The organism is Bacillus sp. NPDC093026, from assembly GCF_044754665.1.
Taxonomy (GTDB): domain Bacteria; phylum Bacillota; class Bacilli; order Bacillales; family Bacillaceae; genus Bacillus; species Bacillus maqinnsis.
This window is the reverse complement of the sequence record NZ_JBIVPN010000001.1, coordinates 174594-198223: the sequence shown is the minus strand read 5'-3', so window position 1 is coordinate 198223 and position 23630 is coordinate 174594. Positions and strand designations below refer to the sequence as shown.

Here is a 23630-nt window from a genome sequence, read left to right as displayed (position 1 = left end):
GCAGCATGTGACCATCTTAAATAGAAACAACTGAAATAAGAACATGATCGTTCACTACTTTATGGGTTAAACAATACAGCGCCTTTACACTAGCATCATTGACAAAGAGAAAGAAACGCATTTTCAAAGAAAAACTGTTATTGAAGAATTAAGGCATTCATATTAAAATGATGTCAAATGGACAAATTAGCAATTGCTAATAGAAGTTCCATATATAGTTAAATGATGGCAATGTTGATCTGAAGGTGATTGGGGGTGTAGAATGAACAAAGTTCCTGTTGTGGAATTAGCATCATTATTAAATGACTGGAACATGGAAATCAAAAAAGATCATGCAGACGAGGCTGAAAGGTTATTTGCAAAAGCAAAAAAAGCAGTAGAGGAAATCGATGATGCTGATATACTCATGTACTATTCCTTGCTTGAGAAGAGACACCACATTCTCATGTACAATTTGAGAGGGCAAAAGGGTGATGTTTCGCCAAAAAGTATAGAAGGGCATTATCAAAATAAGGATGATGATTTGTCCAATCGCTTAGCCTACTATTTCGACTTTTATGAGGGTGTATATGAGCAACATCAGGGGAACTATGAGGTTGCATTACAAATGTATCAAAGTGCAGAAAAGCTGCTAGATAAAATACCAAGTGAAATTGAACGTGCTGATTTTGATTTTAAGGTGGCATGGCTTTACTATCGCCTAAGTCATATTATGCTCTCATTAAGTTATATCCGCAGAGCCCTTCAAATCTATAAACGTCACAAGCATTATGAAAGAAGAACAGCACTCTCTTATTCTCTGATCGCAGCAAATTTAACAGAGATCGGAAGGTATGAAGAGGCGCTTGAGAATTATCGTCTTGCTGAAAATATTCTTATGAATGAGCAGGATGACTTTATGATGGCTCAGCATCATCATAATGTTGCCATCTTATATTCATTTTGGAACAGGCCGAAAGAGTCTATATGTCATCTTGAAAAAGCATTATCTCATCAAGAGTATTATGATTCAGATTTCTTTTTCCATTCTACGTATCTGATCAGCAGGCAACTCTGTGTCATTGGTGAAAAACAGCGTGCATACCAATATATAGAAGCCGCTTATGCTAGAATCAAAGATGCTTCTCATGAAGTGTTTCAACTAAAAATAGGCATTGTACATGATCTATATTTAACGAATGCTCCACAAAGATTTCAGCAAATTGATGACAAATTAAGAAAGTTAGAAGAGAAGAATGAATATCATGAAGTGAAAGAGCTCTCACAATTTGTTGCAAAATATTGCGAAAAGCAAAATCTTTATAAGCAATCTGTGTTTTACTTGAATAAAAGTTTAGAAGCGGATTTAAATATGAAAAGAATGGGGATGATTTAAGATGAAAACAGGATTAAAAGTATTACTAGTTGTGGGTTTAGCAATTGCTGCGTCAGTTCTAGCAGAGAATGCCGTATTTTCATTTGATGTAGCTGAAAAAATTATTGGCGGGTAATAAACTATCTGAATATCGCCCTTGTTGATGAATCGAATCGTCAGCAAGGGTTTTTTGTATTAGTAGGCTCTTCTTATTAAACGTTGCAAGAACGTTTAATAAGAAGAATTTGCAACAAAGGGGGTGTGCAAATTTGTTACCTGCTCCATTATTCTAAATAAAAATAGGGCGGTACCACAAGTTAAAAAGGTCACCTTTATTTGCTTAATTTAGTTTTTTGCAGGACTTTTCATTCAAATGATATGATGTTGGGACATTGTTCATGGAAGGTACAATGAAAAACAGGGAACACCGCTCCATTTGTGCCGCATATGATGAAATAGAGTTCGGTTAGAAGGTAGGTGATTGTGTGTATCAACGGGCATATGGAGGGTTTCACGGTGCCGGTTTTAGCGGAGGAGCACCGCATATCGGATCGACAGGCACCCATATTGGCTTTGGTGGCTATTATGTTAGTCCTGCTGGGTTCTCTAGTTTAGGTGGTTACCCTGGGTATGGCGGATTTGGTCCATTTTCGGGATATCCGTACGGTTCTACGTTCATCATGGACAGTCCTCCTGGATTTTATGTGAGACCCTTTCAATGATTAAAACCAATGATTGAAATAGCCTTTCAGTGATAGGCTATTTCAATTGACTAAAGCGTTTTAATGTGGCTGTTATAACAATCACACTGAGTATACCAATAGGCAGCCAAATAATCTCAAATGGATCATATGTATCAGTAAATGCAGCGAAGGCAGCCCCTAAGCAGTAAAAGACTATAGAACCAATTTGCATTAAACTCACATGTTCACCTAGTGCTCGCCTTTTTTCTCGATCTGACAATCGCTGTGCCAAATTTTCAAACAGGTTAGCGAGTGTACTGGTCAGAACAGTTGTTGAGATGCCGGCCACATTTAATTTGCGGGCGGCAGTGGTCTGCATGCCCATTGCCATACTAAGCAGGATGATCAGCATAAAGTAAGCTCCCTGTATATAAGGGAACATGGTCATGAATGCAAATAGAAATAAAATCAGTACTTCAATGATTAAGATGCGTGTGACAGCTTGCGGCCAAAATACCTTCTTATATTTTCCACCAATGAAAACGGATAGTACAACACCTAAAACAAATCCACTTAGAGCCGTAATTGAATGAAGAGCTGTTAACTGCAAGGAGCTTCCTGCTGCAATGCCAAGCAGCACAATATTACCGGTCATATTCGCTGTAAAAACATGTCCTAGGCTTAAGTAGCCAATCACATCCACAATTCCTGAAGAAAGGCATAGTAAGATGAGTGCTATGTTTCGAAATGAATGTGCGGTCAAAATGGTCACCCCTTTCTTTCAAGAAGTTTAACACTTAGTGACAACCAAGGTCCATCATGTGGGCGGTAAGATGTCTTGAAGCTGATGTAATACTTGTCTAAACGTATCGTCATTGACGCGGTGTCTCATATGTCGAAATGGATCACCTATTTGCTTCAATCGTTCTATGATAACAGGCATGGTGAACATAGACGGATGAAGATTTTCGTTTTTTAGTTCCTCCCATTCGAGAGGTGCCGCAACAAGCCCCTGCTCATTTCCTCTAGGGGAATATGGAGCAATCATTGTTTTCCCTTTATCGTGCTGAAGATAATCCAAATACAATCGATTCCCTCGCTTTTTCTTTAGGCGTTCCAGTGTAAAAAGCTCAGGTGCTTGTTCACAAAGGAATTGACATATAAAAGATGTAAATACTCTTGTTTCTTCATATGTAAACGCATCTTTTTTTAAAGGAATATAGAGTTGAAGTCCTTTCCCGCCACTTGTTTTGACAAAAGATGTGAGCGACAGGTCATCAAGAAGTGCTTTGATTCGTTGGGCTGCTTCTATTGCTAGGTGAAACTCTTTGACAGATGGTGGGTCTAAATCAAATACAATTTCTGTAGGACGATCTGTGTCCCTTGTTTCAAAAGGGATATGGAACTCCATCGCAAGCTGATTGCCGAGCCAAAGTAAAGTGTTTGGATCATTACAGATAGTATAAGAGATATCTTGAACCTGATCTGTTATAACAAAGTCGGGTGCATAGTCGGGTGTCGATTTTTGATAAAAAGATTCACCTCCCACACCATGAGGGAACCGAATTAAGGTAAGCCGTCTTTCACGTAAAAAAGGCAATAGGTAAGGAGCAACTTGTCTCAAATAAAGTAAGTAATCCGCTTTGTTGATATATAGTGCCGGAACAATTGGTTTCTCTGGATGAGTGACATCAATCTTGACTGGAAGTGGGTATAGTTGCTTTTGCATTTGCTCAAATGTACACTCTGATGGATCGGTATCTAGTAAGAACGAAGAAAAACGAGGTTCTCTTAACTTTGTTCCGTCAAAGGATATACAAGCAATACTCACACATATAGATGGCGGGATTTCGTATTGCGATGCACGTACAAGGCGACCCTTTGTTTGAAAAAGAGTACGTAGTGTTTGTTCTTCCTCCTTAGACAAGCCATGCTTAAATTGTACGACCTCTAAGAGATCAGTAACTTGATAAATAGACCCTTGAAAATAGCCATTATCTTGATTGAACTGTGTCACGATAACGGAAACGTATCGCCAATTTTTGATTTTGAGCCAATCTTTTGAGCGTGTATTTTCTTTCCATTTGCTATTCATTTTTTTTGCAACTATTCCTTCTGCTAAGTACGTAAGCATGAGCTCTTTCATATATACTGGATTGCGATCGGTTTGGACGATCTGAAGAAGTGAAGGGTGATCTAGTTGAACAGATGGAGGAAGATGAACGTCATGGAACAATTGTTGTAACATTTTTTTTCTTTGAATAAGTGGTAAATCAATAATGGATTTTCCTTGCCGCTTCAATACATCAAACACAATCAAATGACATGGAAAACGTTCTGATTGCATGTGAATGCCCTCTTTGTTTTTTAGCTTTCCTCTTTGCTGAACCTTTGTAAAATCGCTTTCGTATTCACTCAGCAAATAGACCAATTCTCCGTCTAGAGTAATCGGTAAAAAAGGAGTGATGATATCATTTAATTGCTTACACTGGTCAATGATCTCAGGGAATTGTTCATTTAATGGTTTCCCTTGTCTACTCTCAAGACGAACTTCGCCTTTCTCCCAAATGAGCATTGCCCGAAATCCATCATACTTGAATTCATACAACCAGTCTTTCCCTAAGGGAATGTCGTTTGTAGACGTTAATCGCATAGGTTTCATTTTGTCCATCACTTCCTCCGTCATATGTTCTTAGAGTGAGAAGTATTTTTCATAATCATACATAAGTCTTGCGAAAAGATTACATAGTAAGGATAAAAGAACGGAGGCGACAGTATGCATACAGTATGGAAAGGCGGTATTAGCTTTGGTTTGGTCAATATTCCGGTTAAGCTGTTTACCGCTACAGAGAACAAAGATATTAAATTAAGACAACTGCATAAAGAGTGCCATACGCCCATTAATTATAAAAAGGTTTGTGCCAATTGCGGGGAAGAGGTAGCTCCAGATCAAATTGTGAAAGCATACGAGTATGCCAAGAATAAATTTATTGAATTGGATGAGGAAGAATTAGAGAAGTTGAGGAAAGAAAACGAAGAAAAAGCCGTCAAAATTATTGATTTTGTCAAATTAGAAGAAATTGACCCTATATATTATGAAAGAAGTTATTTTTTATCGCCAGATACAGGCGGGGCGAAGGCCTATTCATTACTGAGAAAAGCACTGCAAGAGTCCGGGAAAATCGGTGTTGCCAAAATCGTGATTCGCTCTAAGGAACAATTAGCGGTCGTTAGGTGCTATGAGCACATTTTGCTAATGGAAACGATTCATTTCCCTGACGAGATTAGACAAGTGTCAGATGTACCAAACATCCCGCAAGAGGAAAATATCGTGGAGAAGGAGTTAGATACAGCGCTTCTTTTAATAGATCAACTGACCACAACATTTGATCCTGCCGCTTATCAAGATGAGTATAGGGAACAGCTGATGAACCTGATTGGTGACAAAATATCTGGTGAGCATACGGTTCAGCCAAAAACCACTAGTAAAAAAGATACGTCAAATGTGACCGACTTGATGGCGGCTCTTCAGGCGTCTATTGATCGATCAACACCGAAAAGAGCAGCACCTAAGAAAAGAAAAACACCAGCGAAAAAAGAAAAGAAGGCATAAGGGAAAAGACCGCTCAGAGGGTGGTCTTATTTTTTACTTTGATCCGTCTTGAGTCTTCAATCGTCCCATCTCCTCTATGTCCGACAACGGATGTCTTTTTTTGACGAAATGTTTTTGCTCTGTCATTCTAGCCTGTTTTGTCTCTTTGACCCTACTTGCTTGTTTCGTTTTCTCTGCCTGAACCGCCCAGCTATAATTGCGGCGCATGGGCCATGAGGTCTAGTAGAGCGTCTCTAGTATAATCTTTGGTACAAGGTATTTACATATCGCTCCTTTCTATATTTGAACACCTTCAAATGGATGGAATAAAATACATCGTTTTGTTGAGGTATTTTCTCTTGATCTCCTGCAATATAGAAGAGAGAAAAGGAGTGATCTTGATGATCAAAGGATTGTATGAAGCACATTTGCCGGTAAGTGATTTAAAGGCTTCAATTGCATTTTATGAAAAATTAGAACTGACGCTTGCTTATGAAAATGAACGAGTGGCGTTTTTATGGATTGAAAAGGGGAAAAGTTGGCTTGGTCTTTGGAAGGCAGATGTCACAGCTATTCCTTATCATCCATCGACTCGTCATGTTGCCTTTCAAATAGAAACTTCCAGCATCAAACAGATCAAAGCATGGCTCATGCAAAAAGGGATAAACATTCATCCGATGTTTGGCTATACGAAAGAACAGCAGCCTTTAGTACTTGATAATCCGCCTCAATTCCATGCAGCCATTTACTTTTGTGATCTTGATGGAAACCTTTTGGAGTGTATTGCGCCAATTGGACTTGATACTGCAGATGATGATCAGATGATGACGTATGAGGATTGGGAGAAAAAGAAGAATCCGTTTTTTGCTTGACAATCCGCTTCATTGTAACTACATTGATTACAACGGTGGTGATTTGGATGAAATAAATGCGGAGAAGGTATACCATTGCTGTTCATATTTGTTCCAAAAGAGTGTACGGGTGATTTTATTGAAGAGAGCATCAATTCAAATCCGGTCATTGTTCGTTAGATGATGGCTATGCTCAAACGGGCAGGACTTCTTGAGATTCGGGGCAGAGTAGGCGGCGCTTATTTCATGCGGCCGGCAGAAGATATAACGCTTTTAGATGTGTATCAAGCTGTGGATGTGATAGAGAATGACCAGTTATTGCACTTTCATAATCGAGTCATTGTTTGTTCCATTGGTCAAGTGATGAATACGAGAATTCGCCATGAACTTCAAGAAGCTTAACCTCTCGTTGTAATCAATATGGTCATAATTGGTAGGAGCCTAGCAGTCATATATTTGTTCTTCGTTGTTTCATCAAAAAATCATCGTTTATTGACAAAATGAGGAGGTCAAACAGATGAAATTATTAGTGACAGGTGCAACAGGACAACTTGGATCGCTCGTCGTCAAACATTTGCTGACAAAAGTACCAGCTGAACAAATTGCGGTCAGTGTTCGTGATCCGCAAAAAGCAGCACATCTAAAAAAAGCTGGTGTGGATGTTCGTAAGGGAGATTTTACTCAGCCAGAAACCCTTGAATCAGCGTTTCAAGGAATTGATCGTCTCTTGTTGATTTCAACTGCTGACGGAGACCGAGTGAAGCAGCATACAGCAGCCGTTAATGCGGCGAAAGCAGCCAATGTTAAGTTTATTGCTTATACAAGTGTTGTGAATGCAAGAGAAAGTAAGCTTGTCCTTGCACATGATCATGCAAAAACAGAAGAAGCTATTTTGGCCTCTGGCATTCCACATGTGTTTTTAAGAAACAACTGGTATTTAGAAAATGAGGCAGATACCATCCAAGCCTCTTTAAACGGTGCTCCTTTTTTATCACCTATTGGAGAAGGAAAGGTCGGCTGGGCCACAAGAAATGACTACGCAGAAGCGGCTGCAAATGCGTTAACACTTCCGGCACATGACAAGGAAATATATGAATTGTCAGGACCACTTCGTACACACACTGAACTTGCACATATCGTTAGTCAAGTAAGTGGTCAAAAGATAAAAGTTGAGCAGGTAGATGTAGAGACATTTGGAGAATTTTTAGCATCAAGTGGTGTTCCAAAAGAAGCGGTTCCATTTGTCAAAGAGATTCAAAACGGCATTCGCGGTGGTGCATTGGCTATTGAAAGCCATGATTTTAAAGAGTTACTCGGTCGTTCTTTAACACCTGTTGAGGAAGGTATACGTCAAATGATTTCAAATTAATGAACCGAAAGCGCCCTTCTAAACAGGGCGCATTTTTAATGAAGCAGCAAAACCATATTTCCTAGTTTTTACAAATAGTTTCATTGAAATATCTGAATATGAGGATTAAAATGAATATATTAGGTTAACCGTTCGAAGTCGTCAGATGACCTGTTTTTATTCAAGTGAAGCAAAAGAAGGGAAGTTTGCCGATGAAAGTCAGTTTATTTGTGACCTGTTTAATTGACACAATACAACCAAATGTTGGGAAGTCGACAGTTGAAGTGTTAGAGCGTCTAGGTGTTGAGGTGGATTTTCCAGAAGCACAAGTTTGTTGCGGGCAACCAGCGTTTAACAGCGGTTACGCAAAAGAAGCAATCAAAGCAGCGAAAAACATGATCAAAGCATTTGAATCAGCAGAATATGTTGTGACTCCATCAGGCTCGTGCAAGGCGATGTTTCTAGAGTATCCTCAGCTTCTAAAGGAAGATCCTATATGGTCGCGGCAGGCTGAGGCACTTGTTGCAAAAACTTATGAATTAACAGAATTCATTGTTAATATCTTAAACGTAACAGATGTAGGAGCCAGTCTAAAAGGGAAAGCAACCTATCATACATCCTGTCATATGACAAGGCTTCTTAGAGTTAAGGATGCACCTTTTACACTATTATCAAATGTCAAAGACTTGATCATGGAACCACTGCCCCGCGCAGAGAATTGTTGCGGATTTGGGGGGACATTTTCAGTGAAAATGAAGCCGATTTCTAAGCAAATGGTAGATGAAAAAGTACAAAGCATAGAGGAGACAGAAGCGGAGTATTTGATTGGCGCTGACTGTGGATGTCTGCTTAATATTGGCGGAAGAATGGCCCGCCTTAAGAAACAAATAAAGGTGATGCATATTGCAGAAGTATTAAACAGTCGCTGATAGCAAAGAGGGGGAACGGCACATGAGTATGAAGATAGGGGAGAAAGGCTTTAAAGAACGAATCGGAGAAGGAATAGATGATGTGGTTATGAGAGGAGCGGTTTCCTCGGCACAGGAGCGTCTTTATGCAAGGCGAATGACAGCCAGCGAAGAGCTTGGCAACTGGGAGATGTGGCGTGAACTTGGCGAGGAAATCAGGCAGCATACGCTAGCACATCTCGATCAATATTTATACCAATTAAGTGAAAAAGTGAGCGAGCGTGGAGGGCATGTTTTTTTTGCCAAAACGAAGGAAGAGGCATCTGCATACATTCAAGATGTTGCGCAAAAAAAAGCAGCAAAAAAGATCGTTAAATCAAAATCAATGGTTACAGAAGAAATCGAAATGAATCAAGCACTTGAAGCGCTTGGGTGTGAGGTCCTTGAAAGTGATCTTGGTGAATATATACTGCAAGTAGATGACCATGAGCCGCCCTCACATATCGTGGCCCCTGCATTACATATGACGAAAGAACAAATACGTGATGTATTTCATGAAAAGCTTGGATATGAAATGTCAGAAACCCCTGAAGACATGACCCGTTTTGTGAGAACCTTATTAAGAAAATCATTCCTTGAAGCAGATATTGGAGTCACCGGTTGCAACTTTGCTGTTGCCAACACGGGCTCGATTTGTCTTGTGACAAACGAAGGAAATGCAGACCTTGTCACCGCTATACCGAAGACACACATTGCTGTTATGGGAATGGAGCGGCTCGTTCCATCGATGGAGGAACTTGATGTGCTCGTTGGTCTTTTGTGTCGAAGTGCAGTTGGTCAAAAATTAACCAGCTATATTTCTGTTGTTGGACCAAGAGGAGAAGGAGAAATCGATGGACCTGAAGAATTCCATTTGGTTATTGTCGATAACGGGAGATCAGATATTTTAGGTACAGCTTTTCAGTCTGTTCTGCAATGTATTCGGTGTGCAGCATGCATTAATGTGTGCCCTGTTTACCGGCATGTTGGCGGACATTCATACGGGTCTATTTATCCTGGTCCGATTGGTGCTGTACTGTCACCACTTCTTGGCGGATATGATGATTATCAAGAACTTCCTTTTGCATCAAGCTTGTGTGCCGCTTGTACGGACGCTTGTCCAGTTAAAATTCCACTACACGAACTGCTCATCAAGCATAGACAAGTGATTGTTGAAAAAGAGGGCAGAGCCCCTAAGGCGGAAATGATGGCGATGAAAATGTTTGGACTGGGGGCATCGACTCCGCAGATGTATCATTTTGGAACAAAAGTAGCCCGGGTGGTAATGAATCGAATGGCATCAAATGGCCAATTTTCAAAAGGAAAGGGTCCTTTAAAGAATTGGACAGATATTCGCGAGTTCCCAGCTCCGAGTAAAGAAAGATTTAGAGATTGGTTTAAAAAGAAACAAAAGGGGGAGCGGTGATGAAAGGAATCATTTCTCGTCGGGATTCTTTTTTAGCTCACATTCAGCATCAACTAGGGAGAAATCAGTCTGAAGCGCTTGAACGTCCAAAATGGAAGCATCAGATCAATTGGTATACAAACCAACATGCATCCAAAGAAGAAATGGTCGATCAATTGAAAGCGCAATGTAAACACATTCACACAAGAGTCATTGATACAACAGTGGAGAAAGCCCCATATGTACTTCTATCCATTATGGAAGAGTATGGAAAGGGTGCTGTGATAACCTCGCAGGACAGGCGATTTGATCAATATGGATTAACCTCAGTATTCAAAGAATTGAAAGAAGAAGGAATCGAAGTTTCTAGATGGGGGGCAGATCTATCCCGAAATGAAAATATAGCACATGCTGAAAAAGCAAGGTATGGGGTAGTGTTTAGTGATTATACGCTTGCAGAATCAGGAACAGTCGTACTTCAATCGCATGAAGGTCAGGGTAGAGCGCTACACTTTTTACCTTTGATTTATATCGTGTGTATAGAGAAAAGTACAATTGTACCTAGAATGATTCAAGCAGTTTCGGCTTTTCATCATTCAGTAGAAAAGGGTGAAAAGACAAAAGGTGCGATTCATTTTATATCAGGTCCGAGTAATTCTGCTGATATTGAAATGAATTTAGTGGTGGGCGTACATGGTCCAGTTCGGGCAATCTATTTGTTAATAGATGATGAATAAATGATTTTCGTAATGAAAGCTCTTTTTGACTTGTAAGATTTGAAAAAAGCATCTTGCCGGCTTGCTCATCTACATAGTAAGATGACGACATACAAGATGGGGAACCTCATCAACTGCTGATGTAAAGGACGCTGCTGATGGAAATAAATACAACTGCTCCAAAGAAATCAATTGTCGTGCCGCTTGTCATCTCAATTATTGCTATCTCGTTTTCTGCTATTATTGTCAAATGGTCAAATGCACCTGCTTCTATTTTAAGTATGTATCGCATGGTATTTGCGGCTGCATTGATGTTTCCATTTATTCTCTTGAGAAAAAAAGAGTTTCAGTCGATGAAACGGAAAGACTGGTTCTTTTTATGTTTGTCTGGCTTTTTTTTAGGGCTTCATTTCGTGTTATGGTTTGGTTCGCTGAAGCTCACCACAGTAGCAAGCTCGACTATTATTATTGCCCTTCAGCCAATGGTTTCACTGTTAGGCGGATACCTCATTTTTCGTGAACGAACAACGATGTCAACTGTTTTCACTATGTGTGTAGCAATTCTTGGTGCACTGATGATTGGATGGGGCGATATCGGGCATAGCCGCGAGGCGATTTTAGGTGATCTTTTGTCTTTTTTAAGTGTCATTGCGGTCGTGTGTTACTTATTAATTGGTCAGCAGGCTGTGAGAAAAATATCTCATTGGATATATAGTTTTTGTGTATTTGGTTTTGCCGGTCTTTTTTTGCTTTTCTTTAACGTACTTCAACACACTCGTTTTACAGGATATTCAGGGAAAGAATGGGGGATCTTTTTATTACTCGCCATTATCCCAACCATGTCTCATGTCATTAACAATTGGCTGCTAACATATGTCAATGCCACCACCATTTCGATGAGTATTCTTGGGGAACCAGTTGGGGCAACGATTCTTGCTGTACTGCTTCTCGGCGAAAAAGTGACATTCATGCAAATGTTAGGCGGTCTTCTTGTTCTTTTAGGTGTCTTCTTCTTCTTGATGCAGCAGCGTCAAGGAAGAGTAATGAAAACCAAAAAATCCGGCTAAATACCGGATTGTTTACTCTTTTAAGTTATTTTTGTCAATCACTTGGTTTAATCTTGCCTCGATTTTTTTCAATTCATCTCGTGTTACTCTCATCCAGAGAATCACTGTGAAGTGTGATGATAAATGCGATCATTAATAAAGAAAATACTTGAAATATAGTTTCCCCAATTCTCAATTAACAGATTGAGATTTATTTTTATTCAATATGAACATAAAAGCAAGGCTTAGAGCCGTTTCATGATCTACTGATCAAGATCTGGCTGTTGACGTAGCCGCCGCAGTGTCAAGGGAGTGGAGATCACAAACAAGCATGATCATAAAGTCTTCCTCGTAAAAACATATGCAGGCTTTGCAAACATTGGAGCAGCAAGATTTTTTGCAGAACTTCTTTGACAAAAGCCAAGGATTAGTCTAATTATCGAGGTGAGAACACAATTTGAGCAAAGTAAAGCTACACTGAATAATCATTAAATAAATGCACAGTCTAAAAAGAGCGTTTTTTTTAAAAAGAAAAGGCTCTTTTTCATGGAATTGAAAGGTGGATACACAAATGCCTGATCATATAGAAGTGATTCTTCGGACGATTTTTGCTTTTGGTATTTTATTCGGCGGCGCACGTCTTCTTGGAAAACAGACCATTGCACAAATGAACATTTTTGATTTTATTGCGGCGATCAGCTTAGGCTCGATTGCGGCGAACCTTGCGTTTAATACAACCCTTCCGCTTCATCATACAAGTGTTTCTTTTGTGACTCTTGTACTCATTATTTATATGATTTCTATAATTGCTTTAAGAAGCCGGAAAATTAGAGGGTTTATGGCTGGAAAGCCAACACTTGTTATTCAAAATGGCAAAATTCTTGAAGATAATATGAAAAGTATGAGGTATACGCTTGATTATTTAAATCAGCAACTTAGAGAAAAAGACGTATTTGATATAAGTGAAGTTGAATTTGCGATGATCGAAACAGATGGACATATGTCAGTGAAAAAGTATCCTTCACATGAAAACGTTGTAAGAAAAGACCTCAACTTGTTTATGAAGGCAGAGCAATATATGCCTATTGAGATCATTATGGATGGCAAGCTCATTTTGAAAAACATCTATGAAAATCAATTAACAGAAAACTGGGTTTATGATGAACTGAAAAAAAGGCAATTAACCTTGAAAGAAATCGTATATGCTGTCCGTGCAAGTAATGGGAGCTTATACATTGATACGTACAATGACAACATTCATTCCCCAATAGATCAGGAGTGAAAAGTCATATAGGGCTCAGGACACCGCATGTAACCATCATGTCAAGATTTATAAGTCCTTTGGATGCATCATGACTAGGCATCATTTCTCAATTATTATTATTTTCAGAAAATGTAGTGACGAAAAAAAATAAGTATGTTTAAGTATAAATAGAAGAATTTAAAATATTAATATAATATGTAACATTCGGAATGAACGTTCATTCCTAGAGACAAGAGGAGGATGAAATGACTACAGTTACGGATAAACAAGAGCAAATTATGAAGGCATCTCTTGAATTATTTATTGAACGGGGCTTTGATGGAACAACTATGCCGATGATTTCAAAAAAAGCAAACGTCGGTGCAGGAACCATTTATCGTTATTTTGATAGTAAAGAAGCACTCGTCAATATTTTGTATCAACGAAGTCTCTCCGCATTTATTGAAAAAATGAAAACAAACAGTCCAGATCCACAATCAAATATAAGAGGTTACTTTAAACATGTATTTTATTGTTTGGTTCGGTTTACGAAGGAGAATCCAAGTGGCCTTTATTTCTTAGAAATTGATAAACGGTCACATTTCTTAGATGAGAAAAGTAAAGAGAAAATGCAGAATTTGTTAAATGAACTATTTCTCATCTTCGAGGAAGGACGAAAGAATGGTATACATCCGAATCTTTCCGGTAGAACGATTTTATCCATTGTATTTGGCGCTTTTGTGCAACTGCATAAACAAATACTAGCTGAGGAAATAGAACCAACCATTGAATTTATAGAGGAAGTTGAGCAATGTTTATGGCGCGCAATCAGCGTTGAATCTTAAATCATGAAAGGGAGTGGGAGCATGCATCAAACATCAATCATTCCAAAACCAAAAACATACGGACCTTTAAAAAATATTCCTCTATTAAAAAAAGGAGAGCTTTCTCAAACCTTTTGGCGTTTGGCAGATGAATTAGGGCCGATCTTCCAATTTGAATTTACCGGACAAACAAGTATTTTTGTTTCAAACCATGAACTTGTCAGCGAAGTGTGTGATGAGAGCCGCTTCGATAAATACATCGGGATCAGTCTCAACAAAGCGCGAGCATTTGCAGGAGATGGATTGTTTACTAGCTGGACAGATGAGCCAAACTGGAAAAAAGCCCATCAAATCTTGATGCCAGCCTTTAGCCAGCAGGCCATGAAGGGCTATCATCATATGATGCTGGATATTGCCACTCAACTTGTGCAAAAATGGCAAAGATCAGGTCGTGATGAGGAAATTGAAGTAACAGAGGATATGACAAAGCTCACTCTTGATACAATTGGACTATGCGGCTTTGATTTTCGATTTAACAGCTTTTACAAAGAAAAGCAGCATCCATTTATAGAAAGTATGTTAACAGGCTTAAACGAAGCGATGGATCAGTCTAGCCGATTGCCAATTGTAGATAAGATGATGATCAAAAGAAAAAAAGAATTTGAGCAAAATGTCGATTTTATGAAGCAGCTAGTAGATGACATTATTCATGAACGGAAAAAGCAAGATGAAACTGGAGATGATTTGCTATCTCTCATGCTGCATGCAAAAGATCCTGAAACAGGTGAAAGACTGTCAGATGAAAATATCCGTTACCAGATCATTACATTCTTAATCGCTGGTCATGAAACAACAAGCGGCTTGTTATCTTTTGCGATTTATTTCTTATTAAAGAATCCAGAAAAATTAAAAAAAGCAGTTCAAGAAGCTGATGAAGTGCTACAAGGTGAATTGCCAACCTTCAAGCAGGTGCAAAAACTAAGCTATATCCGCATGGTTTTAAATGAGGCACTTCGCCTTTGGCCAACCGCGCCCTCCTTCTCGCTTTATGCAAAAGAGGACACAGTCATCGGAGGGAAATATCCGATTGAAAAAAATCAAAGTGTCACAGTATTGATTCCAAAATTGCATCGTGATCAAACGGTGTGGGGAGAGGATGCCGAAGAATTTAAACCAGAACGTTTTATGCATCCTGAAGAGATTCCACAGCATGCATATAAACCATTTGGGAACGGTCAGCGTGCATGTATTGGTATGCAATTTGCGCTTCATGAGGCCACCATCGTATTGGCAATGGTTCTGCATCATCTTGAGTTAATTGATCACACGTCATATGAGCTTAAAATAAAAGAATCGCTTACAATTAAACCAAATGATTTTAAAATCAAAGTGCGGCCAAGAAAGCAGCAGTTCTTTTTGACGCTTCCAAAAGAGGCACCGAAAAAAAGCTCTGCATCAGCTAAAGCGACAGTACCTAGTCACGGAACGCCTCTTTTGGTTTTATACGGATCGAATCTTGGTACAGCCCAGCAAATAGCCAATGAATTTGCTGATGATGGTAAAGCAAAAGGGTTTGATGTGACGATTGCCCCACTTGATGATTATGTAGGGCAATTACCAGAGGAAGGAGCAGTTCTAATCGTTACTGCTTCTTATAACGGGTTGCCACCTGACCATGCAAAGCAATTTGTAGAATGGGTCACGCAGGATCAAGAGCGAGATCTGTCAAAAGTGACATTTGCAGTCTTTGGATGTGGAGATCGAAATTGGGCGAGCACGTATCAGCGCATTCCTCGTCTTATTGATGAAGCACTGAATAGAAAGGGAGCTAAGCGCCTTGTTGACGTAGGAGAGGGCGATGCAGGCGGCGATATGGATGAGGATAAAGAAAAATTTCAACAAGTCGTATTTGAAGAGCTTGCTAGAGAATTTGCATTGACTTTGCAAGAGAAAAGCCAAGAAAAGCCAAATCTTTCATTTGCATATACGAATGAACTATTGGAACGCCCTGTAGCCAAATCGTATGGTGCTTTTTCAGCTGTTGTGTTAAAAAATGAAGAGTTGCAATCTGAAAAAAGCCCGCGTCAAACACGGCATATTGAACTGAAATTACCTCGAGGTAAACAATATAAGGAAGGGGATCACATCGGTATATTGCCTAAAAATAGTGATGCGCTAGTGCATCGTGTGATCAAACGATTTAAGTTAGAACCGGCACAGCACATTAAGCTGTCATCTGAAAAAGAGATGAGTCATTTACCACTAGATCAGGCGATTCAAATCAGTGATTTACTAGCATCACATGTAGAGCTTCAAGAGCCGGCGACACGTACGCAACTAAGAGAACTCGCAAAACATACGGTATGTCCACCTCATCGTATTGAGCTAGAGCAGATGGCTGGAGAATTTTATCAAGAAGAAGTTTTAAAGAAACGAGTGACAATGCTTGATTTATTAGAACAATATGAAGCATGTGAACTGCCATTTGTGCATTTCTTGTCACTTTTACCAGGGTTGAAACCTCGTTATTATTCAATTTCTAGCTCACCAAAGGTAGACGAACAATTAGTCAGTATCACAGTAGCAGTTGTTAAAGGTGATGCTTGGAGTGGCCGAGGGGAATTTGCTGGAGTGGCATCAAACTATTTATGTGGAGTAAAAGAAGGGGAAGAAGTAGCTTGCTTCCTGCATGCGGCGCAGGCAGGCTTCCATTTACCGCCTGCACCAGAAATTCCTATGATCATGATCGGACCAGGAACAGGAGTTGCGCCATTTAGAGGGTTTATTCAGGCAAGAGAACAATTGCTAAATGAAGGAAAACAACTAGGTGAAGCACATCTATACTTTGGCTGCCGCCACCCAAATGAAGATGCTCTGTATGATGAAGAACTGCAGCTCGCAGAACAAAAAGGAGCTGTCAGCATCCACCGGGCTTACTCTCGTTACGAGGACCATAAAGTGTATGTTCAGGATTTGATCAAAGAAGATGGAGAAATGCTCATTCATTTACTTGATCAAGGTGGATATATGTACATTTGCGGGGATGGAAAAGTCATGGCTCCTGATGTAGAAAACACGATTATAGAGATTTACCAAACTGTGAAGCAGTGTTCAAAAGAAGAAGCTGAAAATTGGCTGACATCTCTTACGAATGAATATAGATATGTAAAAGATGTATGGAGCTAACAAGAAGGGGAAAAACCGTCAATTGAGAAGTGTGACGGTTTTTTTGATGGTTTCATAGTGAAATAATTGACTGGTGAAAAGATGCAAAACACCTAATTTAAAAATGACATATTTTGTAATTCTCTCATTTCATTTGCACACGTCACATCTACGTCTGATTATGACAGGGTGACATCTGACGGAAAGGTGATATCTTCTACTCGTTTACTTGAAAGAACATCAAACTGGCGAGACGTAATTATTTGCGGCACTCACAGCAGTTACCGCAACTCCATACAGTGTGCACAAAAAGTAGCATTTAGACATTGATTTATTAGATTGCTCATCAAATCTTCGCTCTCATATCATCACATCATTTAATTGGTATTGAACGACGATTTCATGAATTAAAAGCGTTCAAATAACTGTTCAGTTTGAACATCCTTTTTATGAATTTCGTACTTTATCGCTCACCAATATAAAAAAAACAGACCTCTTAGAAGGTCTGCTTTTTATATCACAGCATCAATCTTTGTTACTTTCCAGTGTTTTTGTACTTTTTCATAAGTAACAGTGCGTTTTACTTTGCGTCCATCAAGAGTCGGTACTGTGAATTCATATGTGCGAATTGTGTTTTTCTTAGATACAAGTTTAGGAGTTGCTTTATCCCAGTTTAGCAAGTTGTCACCATCACCGACTGGAACAGCCATTTTACCTTGATGAACAATGAACTGATAGTCACTTAAACCGTGAGTGATGGCTTTTTTGGTGAAAACTTGTGATAAGTAGCTGTTTAGTTTTTTCTTTGTATCAAATGTTTTAGAAAGGTAGTTGTAAGTCATGCCTTTATAAGTAAATGTTTTTAATGTATAGTCCGGATGTTCAGTGATTTTGTAACCTGACATAGCACTCCAAAAGTGTTCCCTTGCATTAAGTGCAATATGTAACGCTTCTTTATTCGTCAAATCGGCTGGTTTTTTGGAAGCGGCCAGTGTAGTTGTTTGTAAAGAGATCATCAGCATAACAGCAGTTAAAAAGACAAATAATTTTTTCAAGGCGGTTGCCTCCTTTTCGAATGAAAACTTCTTATGTTACAAATGTTACAATAATTACAGTGATATGACAAGTATTAAATCTAAATGTTTTTTTCATTTTTCTTTCTATCTATATAACGTATAAGAAAGAGAGAAAGTTTTCATTTTTTATTCTTACTTCGTATTTAACCGTTCTAAAGTAGAATAAAACATCTTTTGAAAAGATTTTTGTTTTGACCATTAGCACGCTTTTGGTTTATCACATATACTGTCGTGATGAATGTCTAAGAAAGTGGTGTTAAGAATGTATAATCCGTATCACAGTTTATGGAATGGATACGCATCTGACAGACAGGTTCTTGGGTTGCCTTCGTTACCCATACCTCAAGTAGGAGGGTTTCCTGTCTTACCAATTGGAGGAGGAGGTATTGGTGCAGGGCAAGGTCTGGGAGGACAGTCACCTCCGCCAGCTCCCTCACAGAATATTCTTGCGCAGTATCAACAAGCGGTCTCACAGCCTCAAAGTATGCAGCCACTCATTTCACAACAAAGTGTAAGCGGTGGGCAGCAAACGGTTCAATTTGCTGCTGGATGTAATAGACGATGGACCATTGTGTTCCTTCGAAATGGTCAGGTGTTTTTAATGTATGTTCTTTCTTCACAGCCATTTGGTCGTACAACTGGTTTTATATGGCCGAACTTTACATTTGGTTCTTTCCCTAGCTCAAGTATTCTCGCTTATTCTTGTTCATAAAAAAAGAAAAAGCCAGTTCTCATCAACAGTTAATTAGACTGACCTACATTTATGAATCTCTATAAAACACCTTTGGCGAAGTGAATAAACGTGTAGACACGTTTAATGAGATATCACAATGAAGAACGGATCCAAACAAATGAGGCTACCATACACCGATAGAATTCGATGTTTTGGTAGCCTAAAAAGGTGTTTTATTCTTGTCTCAGATGACTAAGTCAGTTCAATGAAATGCCGGCTTTTTTTAATGAATATTTCTAAATACTCCAATTACTTTTCCTAGTATTCTGACATTCTGTAATATAATTGGTTCCATAGACGGGTTCTCTGGTTGTAATCTAAAGTGCGTGTCTTCTTTGTAAAAGCGTTTGACAGTTGCTTCATCTTCTTCTGTCATGGCTACTACAATGTCTCCATTATTGGCTGTACTTTGCTGGCGCACAATGACATAGTCCTTGTCTAAAATCCCAGCATCAATCATACTTTCTCCCATAATTTCAAGCATAAATACTTGTTCATCTGGAGCTGCAAATGTCTCAGGAAGAGGAAAGTATTCTTCTACATTCTCAACAGCAGTGATGGGCAGGCCCGCTGTTACTTTTCCGATAATAGGAACATTCATTACAGCACTCTTTGGAATATTCATTTCCTCTTCATCTAGTACTTCAATTGCTCTAGGTTTAGTAGGATCTCTTCTAATGAAACCTTTTGTTTCTAATCTAGCTAAATGTCCATGGACCGTTGAACTAGATGCTAGACCGACAGCTTCACCTATCTCGCGAACAGATGGAGGATAACCCTTGCTTTTTACTTCTTCTTTGATGAATTTCAGGATATCGAGTTGTCTTTTTGATAGCTTCGTCATCTTTTGCACCTCAAAACGTCAATTTTAAAGAAATTATAGCATGTTTTTCCTAACAGTACAAACATAGGTTCGAAAAAACGATTGACAGAAACGTTTGTTCGCATCTATAATAAGTGACAATCAGAGCGAACGCACATTCTGTTAGGAGAGATGAAATGATGAGTTTAAAAGAATCTATTATTTTTGTTGGGCTATTCTCGTTTATCGTGGGCATATTTCTCTCACTTATTGCAGTCACAAGCCATAATGATACAAATCAATATGTTAAAATAGAAGTTCAATCAGGTGATACTCTTTGGGGCATTGCCGATCAAGTAAACGACAGCAAATCAATCGATAAAAATGCGTTTATTGACTGGGTAACTGAACACAACAATCTTGCTTCAACTGACATTCAGCCAGGAGAAATCCTTGTGATACCTGTCAAAAAAGAGCATCCTGCCGTATACGAACTTGCAACAGTACAATAGAAAGGTCGATTGAAGACATGAACGCACTGATTTATGCGAGAGTGAGTACCGTTAAAGAAGAACAAGAAACCTCACTCATGAGACAAGAAGAAGAACTTCTAGCGTTAGCTGCTATGCATCAAATGAATGTCGTCAAAGTCATTAAAGAGAAAGCAAGCGGATATGATCTAGACCGTGATGGTGTTTTTGATATGCTTGCAACGATTAAAGAGCAGTCAATAGATGCCGTTTTAATTCAAGATGAGACACGCCTAGGAAGAGGACAAGCAAAAATTGCGCTTCTTCATTGTCTATTTAAAGAGAAAGTAAAGGTATATAGCGCCTTGCATAGAGGAGAACTTGAGCTTTCAGAAGCGGATGAAATGGTCATTGAAATTGTAGGAATTGTTGAAGAATATCAACGAAAAATTCATAACCTGAAAATTAAGCGGGGAATGAAAAGAGCTGTTGAACGCGGATACCAACCCGCGCTTAATTTGAAACACCGCGAACAAGCGCCTGGGCGTGAACGTATTGAAGTTCCGATATCAGAAATTGTTCGATTAAGAAAAAATAAAATGACTTTCGCCGAAATTGCCGCCACTCTTCAAGGGCTCGGTTTTGATATTTCAAAGGCAACGGTGCATCGAAGGTATCAAGAATATGAAAAGGGTCTTTCAACTTAAAGTGTGTTTTGTTGTAAAAAAGAAAGATATTTAGTAGTATGTAGAGAAAATGTTTTAAAGGAGTTTAATATGATTTCTAAAGAACAGCTTGCAAGGATTAATGAGCTTTCAAAAAAGTCGAAAGAGACCGGTTTATCAGAAGATGAAAAAACAGAACAAAAGCAATTAAGAGAAGAATATTTAAAAGCTTTTCGTTCTTCTATGAAAAATACACTCAAAACCGTGAAAATCGTTGACCCAGAAGGAAACGATGTCACACCTGAAAAATTAAAAAAAGAAAGAAATCAGAATCTCCATTAATAGGCAATGATTTCTTGTTTTTTGATAAGATGAGAAAAACATTCTCATCTTTTTATATTTGTATAAGTTTTTAAGTGATCGATAAACTAATTGTGACAATTTCCTTCATTTTTCAACGTGAAATAGTTGTGAAAAAAGGGCAGTAGATTTATGATAATGGTGTACACAAGATACGGAAGGGGATTTATATGGAAACGATTGAAATGAAATCTATTGCAACAATACGCACTCTCTCCATAGACGCAATTGAAAAAGCGAATTCTGGTCACCCTGGAATGCCGATGGGTGCTGCTCCTATGGCTTATGCTTTATGGACAAACCACTTAAACGTAAGTCCGCAAAACCCGAATTGGTTTAATAGAGACCGTTTTGTATTATCTGCTGGCCATGGTTCTATGCTGCTATATAGCATGCTTCATTTAAGCGGATACAACCTTAGCATTGATGATCTAAAACAATTCCGTCAATGGGGAAGCAAAACACCTGGTCATCCTGAATATGGACATACTGAAGGTGTAGATGCAACAACAGGCCCATTAGGACAAGGGATTGCAATGGCTGTCGGAATGGCACTTGCAGAAAGACACCTTGCTGAAACCTATAACAAAGATCACTTTAACGTTGTGGACCACTATACATACAGCATTTGTGGAGACGGTGACTTAATGGAGGGGATTTCCTCTGAAGCTGCTTCTCTTGCTGGTCATTTAGGCTTGGGTCGTTTGATTGTACTATATGATTCAAACGATATTTCCTTAGATGGGAATTTAGATCGTTCATTCTCTGAAAATGTGAAGAACCGATTTGAAGCAATGAATTGGGAAGTCCTCTACGTGAAAGATGGAAACAACATTGAAGAGATTACAGCAGCCATTGAAAAAGCAAAACAAAGTACGGACAAACCTACATTGATTGAAGTGAAAACGACAATCGGTTTCGGATCTCCAAACCGCGCTGGAACGTCAGGAGTTCATGGTGCACCGCTTGGTAGTGAGGAAGCGAAGCTAACGAAGGAAGCTTATTCTTGGACATTTGAAGAAGATTTCCATGTACCTTCTGAAGTGTACGAACATTTCCAGACAGTAGTAAAAGAAGCTGGTCAGAAAAAAGAAGCAGCGTGGAACGAATTATTTGAGGCATATGAAAAAGAATATCCAGAGCTAGCTGCTCAGCTAAAGCTTGCGATTGAAGGGAAATTGCCTGAAAACTGGGATCAAGAAATTCCTGTTTATGAAGCAGGTTCAAGCCTTGCCTCTCGTGCATCTTCTGGTGAAGTATTAAATGGCATTGCGAAGCAAGTACCTTTCTTTATTGGCGGTTCTGCTGATCTAGCTGGATCAAATAAGACAACCATTAAAAATACTGACGACTTCAGCAAAGATAACTATGCTGGAAGAAATATTTGGTTTGGTGTCAGAGAATTTGCAATGGGTGCAGCCTTAAACGGTATGGCACTTCACGGCGGACTTCGTGTATTCGGCGGTACGTTCTTTGTCTTCTCTGATTACTTAAGACCAGCTATTCGTCTAGCAGCATTAATGGGACTTCCTGTCACATATGTATTTACTCACGATAGTATTGCAGTCGGAGAAGATGGTCCAACGCATGAGCCCGTTGAGCAGCTTGCTTCACTTCGTGCGATGCCAAACCTTTCTGTGATTCGTCCTGCAGATGGAAATGAAACAGCTGCAGCGTGGAAACTTGCTGTATCATCAACGGATAAACCGACAGCTCTAGTACTTACGCGTCAAAATCTTCCAACGATTGATCAAGCACCAGAAAAAGCATACGAGGGTGTCAAAAAAGGTGGATACGTGGTGGTTGAAGCAGCTGATGCACAACCAGAAGCGCTTCTACTTGCTTCAGGATCTGAAGTAGGTTTAGCGATTGAAGCGCAAAAGGCGCTTGAAAAAGAGGGCATCCGCGTTTCAGTTGTCAGCCTTCCTTCATGGGATCGTTTCGATCAACAATCTGATGCGTATAAAGAGTCTGTTCTTCCTACAGCCGTTAGAGCAAGAATTGCCATTGAAATGGGTGCTTCACTAGGCTGGGAACGTTATACTGGTCTTGACGGTGATGTTATTGCGATTGACAAATTTGGCGCTTCTGCTCCAGGTGAAACGATTATGGAGAAATACGGATTTACTGTGAGCAATGTCGTGAGCCGTGTAAAAGCAAAGCTCAATAAATAATAGATATTCAAGTATCATGCTTTTTTGCCCTATGTTTGCAGAGTAATTTACATAAGCTCTGCAAACTTTTTTCTTTTTTCTTGCTTTTTTGACAAAACTAGTTTCTTCTTGCTTCATATATAGACAATTCTTTCTTTCACATTTTTGTATAATACAAGCAATAAACGAGATTGACG

At 39.2% G+C, this 23630-nt stretch carries 21 protein-coding genes and 1 pseudogene; 18 read left to right on the top strand and 4 right to left on the bottom strand.

Annotation, left to right across the window (positions count from 1 at the left end; all coding sequences use genetic code 11):
• The first annotated feature begins 262 nt into the window (after positions 1-262).
• A complete protein-coding gene (locus ACIQCE_RS01010; protein ID WP_400493240.1) occupies positions 263-1375 on the top strand; it encodes a tetratricopeptide repeat protein in 1113 nt (370 codons plus the stop codon).
• A gap of 464 nt (positions 1376-1839) precedes the next feature.
• Complete coding sequence (locus tag ACIQCE_RS01005; RefSeq protein ID WP_400493239.1) at positions 1840-2076, top strand: hypothetical protein; 237 nt, start codon at positions 1840-1842, stop codon at positions 2074-2076.
• A gap of 37 nt (positions 2077-2113) precedes the next feature.
• Here the strand turns inward: ACIQCE_RS01005 and ACIQCE_RS01000 are convergent, their stop codons facing one another.
• Both ACIQCE_RS01000 and ACIQCE_RS00995 read right to left on the bottom strand, forming a co-directional pair.
• Positions 2114-2809, bottom strand: a complete 696-nt coding sequence (locus tag ACIQCE_RS01000) for a YoaK family protein (protein WP_400493238.1) — start codon at positions 2807-2809, stop codon at positions 2114-2116.
• 25 nt (positions 2810-2834) lie between these two features.
• Positions 2835-4699 (bottom strand): annotated as a pseudogene (locus ACIQCE_RS00995) (DNA ligase D).
• 114 nt (positions 4700-4813) lie between these two features.
• On the opposite strand from ACIQCE_RS00995, the gene ku reads away from it, so the two are divergent.
• From ku to ACIQCE_RS00940, 11 genes are all read left to right on the top strand, one after another.
• Positions 4814-5650, top strand: coding sequence for a non-homologous end joining protein Ku (ku, locus tag ACIQCE_RS00990; protein WP_400493237.1), 837 nt, complete (start codon positions 4814-4816; stop codon positions 5648-5650).
• 380 nt (positions 5651-6030) lie between these two features.
• Positions 6031-6501: a VOC family protein gene (locus ACIQCE_RS00985; protein ID WP_400493236.1), complete on the top strand. Its 471-nt coding sequence runs from the start codon at positions 6031-6033 to the stop codon at positions 6499-6501.
• 168 nt (positions 6502-6669) lie between these two features.
• Complete coding sequence (locus ACIQCE_RS00980; protein WP_400493235.1) at positions 6670-6882, top strand: Rrf2 family transcriptional regulator; 213 nt, start codon at positions 6670-6672, stop codon at positions 6880-6882.
• Between the two features lie 115 nt (positions 6883-6997).
• A complete protein-coding gene (locus tag ACIQCE_RS00975; RefSeq protein ID WP_400493234.1) occupies positions 6998-7849 on the top strand; it encodes an SDR family oxidoreductase in 852 nt (283 codons plus the stop codon).
• 191 nt (positions 7850-8040) lie between these two features.
• The gene (locus tag ACIQCE_RS00970; protein ID WP_400493233.1) at positions 8041-8757 is read left to right on the top strand and encodes a (Fe-S)-binding protein; all 717 of its coding nucleotides are present in this window, start codon (positions 8041-8043) and stop codon (positions 8755-8757) included.
• Between the two features lie 22 nt (positions 8758-8779).
• On the top strand, positions 8780-10201 hold the full coding sequence (locus ACIQCE_RS00965) for a LutB/LldF family L-lactate oxidation iron-sulfur protein (protein ID WP_400493232.1): 1422 nt from the start codon (positions 8780-8782) through the stop codon (positions 10199-10201).
• Positions 10201-10917, top strand: coding sequence for a LutC/YkgG family protein (locus tag ACIQCE_RS00960; protein ID WP_400493231.1), 717 nt, complete (start codon positions 10201-10203; stop codon positions 10915-10917). Before ACIQCE_RS00965 ends, ACIQCE_RS00960 begins: the two co-directional genes overlap by 1 nt.
• A gap of 137 nt (positions 10918-11054) precedes the next feature.
• Positions 11055-11963 (top strand): DMT family transporter, encoded by a 909-nt coding sequence (locus tag ACIQCE_RS00955; RefSeq protein WP_400493230.1) that lies wholly within the window; start codon positions 11055-11057, stop codon positions 11961-11963.
• A 550-nt stretch (positions 11964-12513) separates the two neighbouring features.
• A complete protein-coding gene (locus tag ACIQCE_RS00950; protein ID WP_400493229.1) occupies positions 12514-13224 on the top strand; it encodes a DUF421 domain-containing protein in 711 nt (236 codons plus the stop codon).
• 227 nt (positions 13225-13451) lie between these two features.
• Positions 13452-14030, top strand: coding sequence for a TetR/AcrR family transcriptional regulator (locus ACIQCE_RS00945; RefSeq protein WP_353855640.1), 579 nt, complete (start codon positions 13452-13454; stop codon positions 14028-14030).
• 21 nt (positions 14031-14051) lie between these two features.
• The gene (locus ACIQCE_RS00940) at positions 14052-17195 is read left to right on the top strand and encodes a bifunctional cytochrome P450/NADPH--P450 reductase (RefSeq protein ID WP_400493228.1); all 3144 of its coding nucleotides are present in this window, start codon (positions 14052-14054) and stop codon (positions 17193-17195) included.
• 491 nt (positions 17196-17686) lie between these two features.
• Here the strand turns inward: ACIQCE_RS00940 and ACIQCE_RS00935 are convergent, their stop codons facing one another.
• Entirely contained in the window at positions 17687-18229 is a 543-nt protein-coding gene (locus tag ACIQCE_RS00935; RefSeq protein ID WP_400493227.1) for an IseA DL-endopeptidase inhibitor family protein, read from the bottom strand.
• A 283-nt stretch (positions 18230-18512) separates the two neighbouring features.
• On the opposite strand from ACIQCE_RS00935, the gene ACIQCE_RS00930 reads away from it, so the two are divergent.
• Positions 18513-18962, top strand: a complete 450-nt coding sequence (locus ACIQCE_RS00930) for a hypothetical protein (RefSeq protein ID WP_400493226.1) — start codon at positions 18513-18515, stop codon at positions 18960-18962.
• 244 nt (positions 18963-19206) lie between these two features.
• On the opposite strand, the gene lexA is transcribed toward ACIQCE_RS00930, so the two are convergent.
• Complete coding sequence (gene lexA / locus ACIQCE_RS00925) at positions 19207-19827, bottom strand: transcriptional repressor LexA (RefSeq protein WP_353855635.1); 621 nt, start codon at positions 19825-19827, stop codon at positions 19207-19209.
• 158 nt (positions 19828-19985) lie between these two features.
• Between lexA and yneA the strand changes: the two genes are divergently transcribed.
• The 4 genes from yneA (at position 19986) to tkt (ending at position 23454) form a co-directional block, all read left to right on the top strand.
• Positions 19986-20297 carry a cell division suppressor protein YneA gene (gene yneA, locus ACIQCE_RS00920; RefSeq protein ID WP_400493814.1) on the top strand — a complete coding sequence of 104 codons (312 nt, stop codon included), beginning with the start codon at positions 19986-19988 and terminating at the stop codon, positions 20295-20297.
• 17 nt (positions 20298-20314) lie between these two features.
• A complete protein-coding gene (locus ACIQCE_RS00915) occupies positions 20315-20962 on the top strand; it encodes a YneB family resolvase-like protein (protein ID WP_400493225.1) in 648 nt (215 codons plus the stop codon).
• A 69-nt stretch (positions 20963-21031) separates the two neighbouring features.
• Positions 21032-21262, top strand: coding sequence for a DUF896 domain-containing protein (locus ACIQCE_RS00910; RefSeq protein ID WP_400493224.1), 231 nt, complete (start codon positions 21032-21034; stop codon positions 21260-21262).
• Positions 21263-21450: 188 nt separating this feature from the next.
• Complete coding sequence (gene tkt, locus ACIQCE_RS00905) at positions 21451-23454, top strand: transketolase (protein ID WP_400493223.1); 2004 nt, start codon at positions 21451-21453, stop codon at positions 23452-23454.
• The last annotated feature ends 176 nt before the right edge of the window (positions 23455-23630 follow it).

What these genes read in the sequence shown, in the direction of transcription:
- ACIQCE_RS01010 (WP_400493240.1), top strand. Translation starts at nt 263, where the DNA reads ATGAACAAAGTTCCTGTTGTGGAATTAGCATCATTATTAAATGACTGG.
- ku (WP_400493237.1), top strand. Translation starts at nt 4,814, where the DNA reads ATGCATACAGTATGGAAAGGCGGTATTAGCTTTGGTTTGGTCAATATT.
- ACIQCE_RS00985 (WP_400493236.1), top strand. Translation starts at nt 6,031, where the DNA reads ATGATCAAAGGATTGTATGAAGCACATTTGCCGGTAAGTGATTTAAAG.
- ACIQCE_RS00980 (WP_400493235.1), top strand. Translation starts at nt 6,670, where the DNA reads ATGCTCAAACGGGCAGGACTTCTTGAGATTCGGGGCAGAGTAGGCGGC.
- ACIQCE_RS00975 (WP_400493234.1), top strand. Translation starts at nt 6,998, where the DNA reads ATGAAATTATTAGTGACAGGTGCAACAGGACAACTTGGATCGCTCGTC.
- ACIQCE_RS00970 (WP_400493233.1), top strand. Translation starts at nt 8,041, where the DNA reads ATGAAAGTCAGTTTATTTGTGACCTGTTTAATTGACACAATACAACCA.
- ACIQCE_RS00965 (WP_400493232.1), top strand. Translation starts at nt 8,780, where the DNA reads ATGAGTATGAAGATAGGGGAGAAAGGCTTTAAAGAACGAATCGGAGAA.
- ACIQCE_RS00960 (WP_400493231.1), top strand. Translation starts at nt 10,201, where the DNA reads ATGAAAGGAATCATTTCTCGTCGGGATTCTTTTTTAGCTCACATTCAG.
- ACIQCE_RS00955 (WP_400493230.1), top strand. Translation starts at nt 11,055, where the DNA reads ATGGAAATAAATACAACTGCTCCAAAGAAATCAATTGTCGTGCCGCTT.
- ACIQCE_RS00950 (WP_400493229.1), top strand. Translation starts at nt 12,514, where the DNA reads ATGCCTGATCATATAGAAGTGATTCTTCGGACGATTTTTGCTTTTGGT.
- ACIQCE_RS00945 (WP_353855640.1), top strand. Translation starts at nt 13,452, where the DNA reads ATGACTACAGTTACGGATAAACAAGAGCAAATTATGAAGGCATCTCTT.
- ACIQCE_RS00940 (WP_400493228.1), top strand. Translation starts at nt 14,052, where the DNA reads ATGCATCAAACATCAATCATTCCAAAACCAAAAACATACGGACCTTTA.
- ACIQCE_RS00930 (WP_400493226.1), top strand. Translation starts at nt 18,513, where the DNA reads ATGTATAATCCGTATCACAGTTTATGGAATGGATACGCATCTGACAGA.
- lexA (WP_353855635.1), bottom strand. Translation starts at nt 19,827, where the DNA reads ATGACGAAGCTATCAAAAAGACAACTCGATATCCTGAAATTCATCAAA.
- yneA (WP_400493814.1), top strand. Translation starts at nt 19,986, where the DNA reads ATGAGTTTAAAAGAATCTATTATTTTTGTTGGGCTATTCTCGTTTATC.
- ACIQCE_RS00915 (WP_400493225.1), top strand. Translation starts at nt 20,315, where the DNA reads ATGAACGCACTGATTTATGCGAGAGTGAGTACCGTTAAAGAAGAACAA.
- ACIQCE_RS00910 (WP_400493224.1), top strand. Translation starts at nt 21,032, where the DNA reads ATGATTTCTAAAGAACAGCTTGCAAGGATTAATGAGCTTTCAAAAAAG.
- tkt (WP_400493223.1), top strand. Translation starts at nt 21,451, where the DNA reads ATGGAAACGATTGAAATGAAATCTATTGCAACAATACGCACTCTCTCC.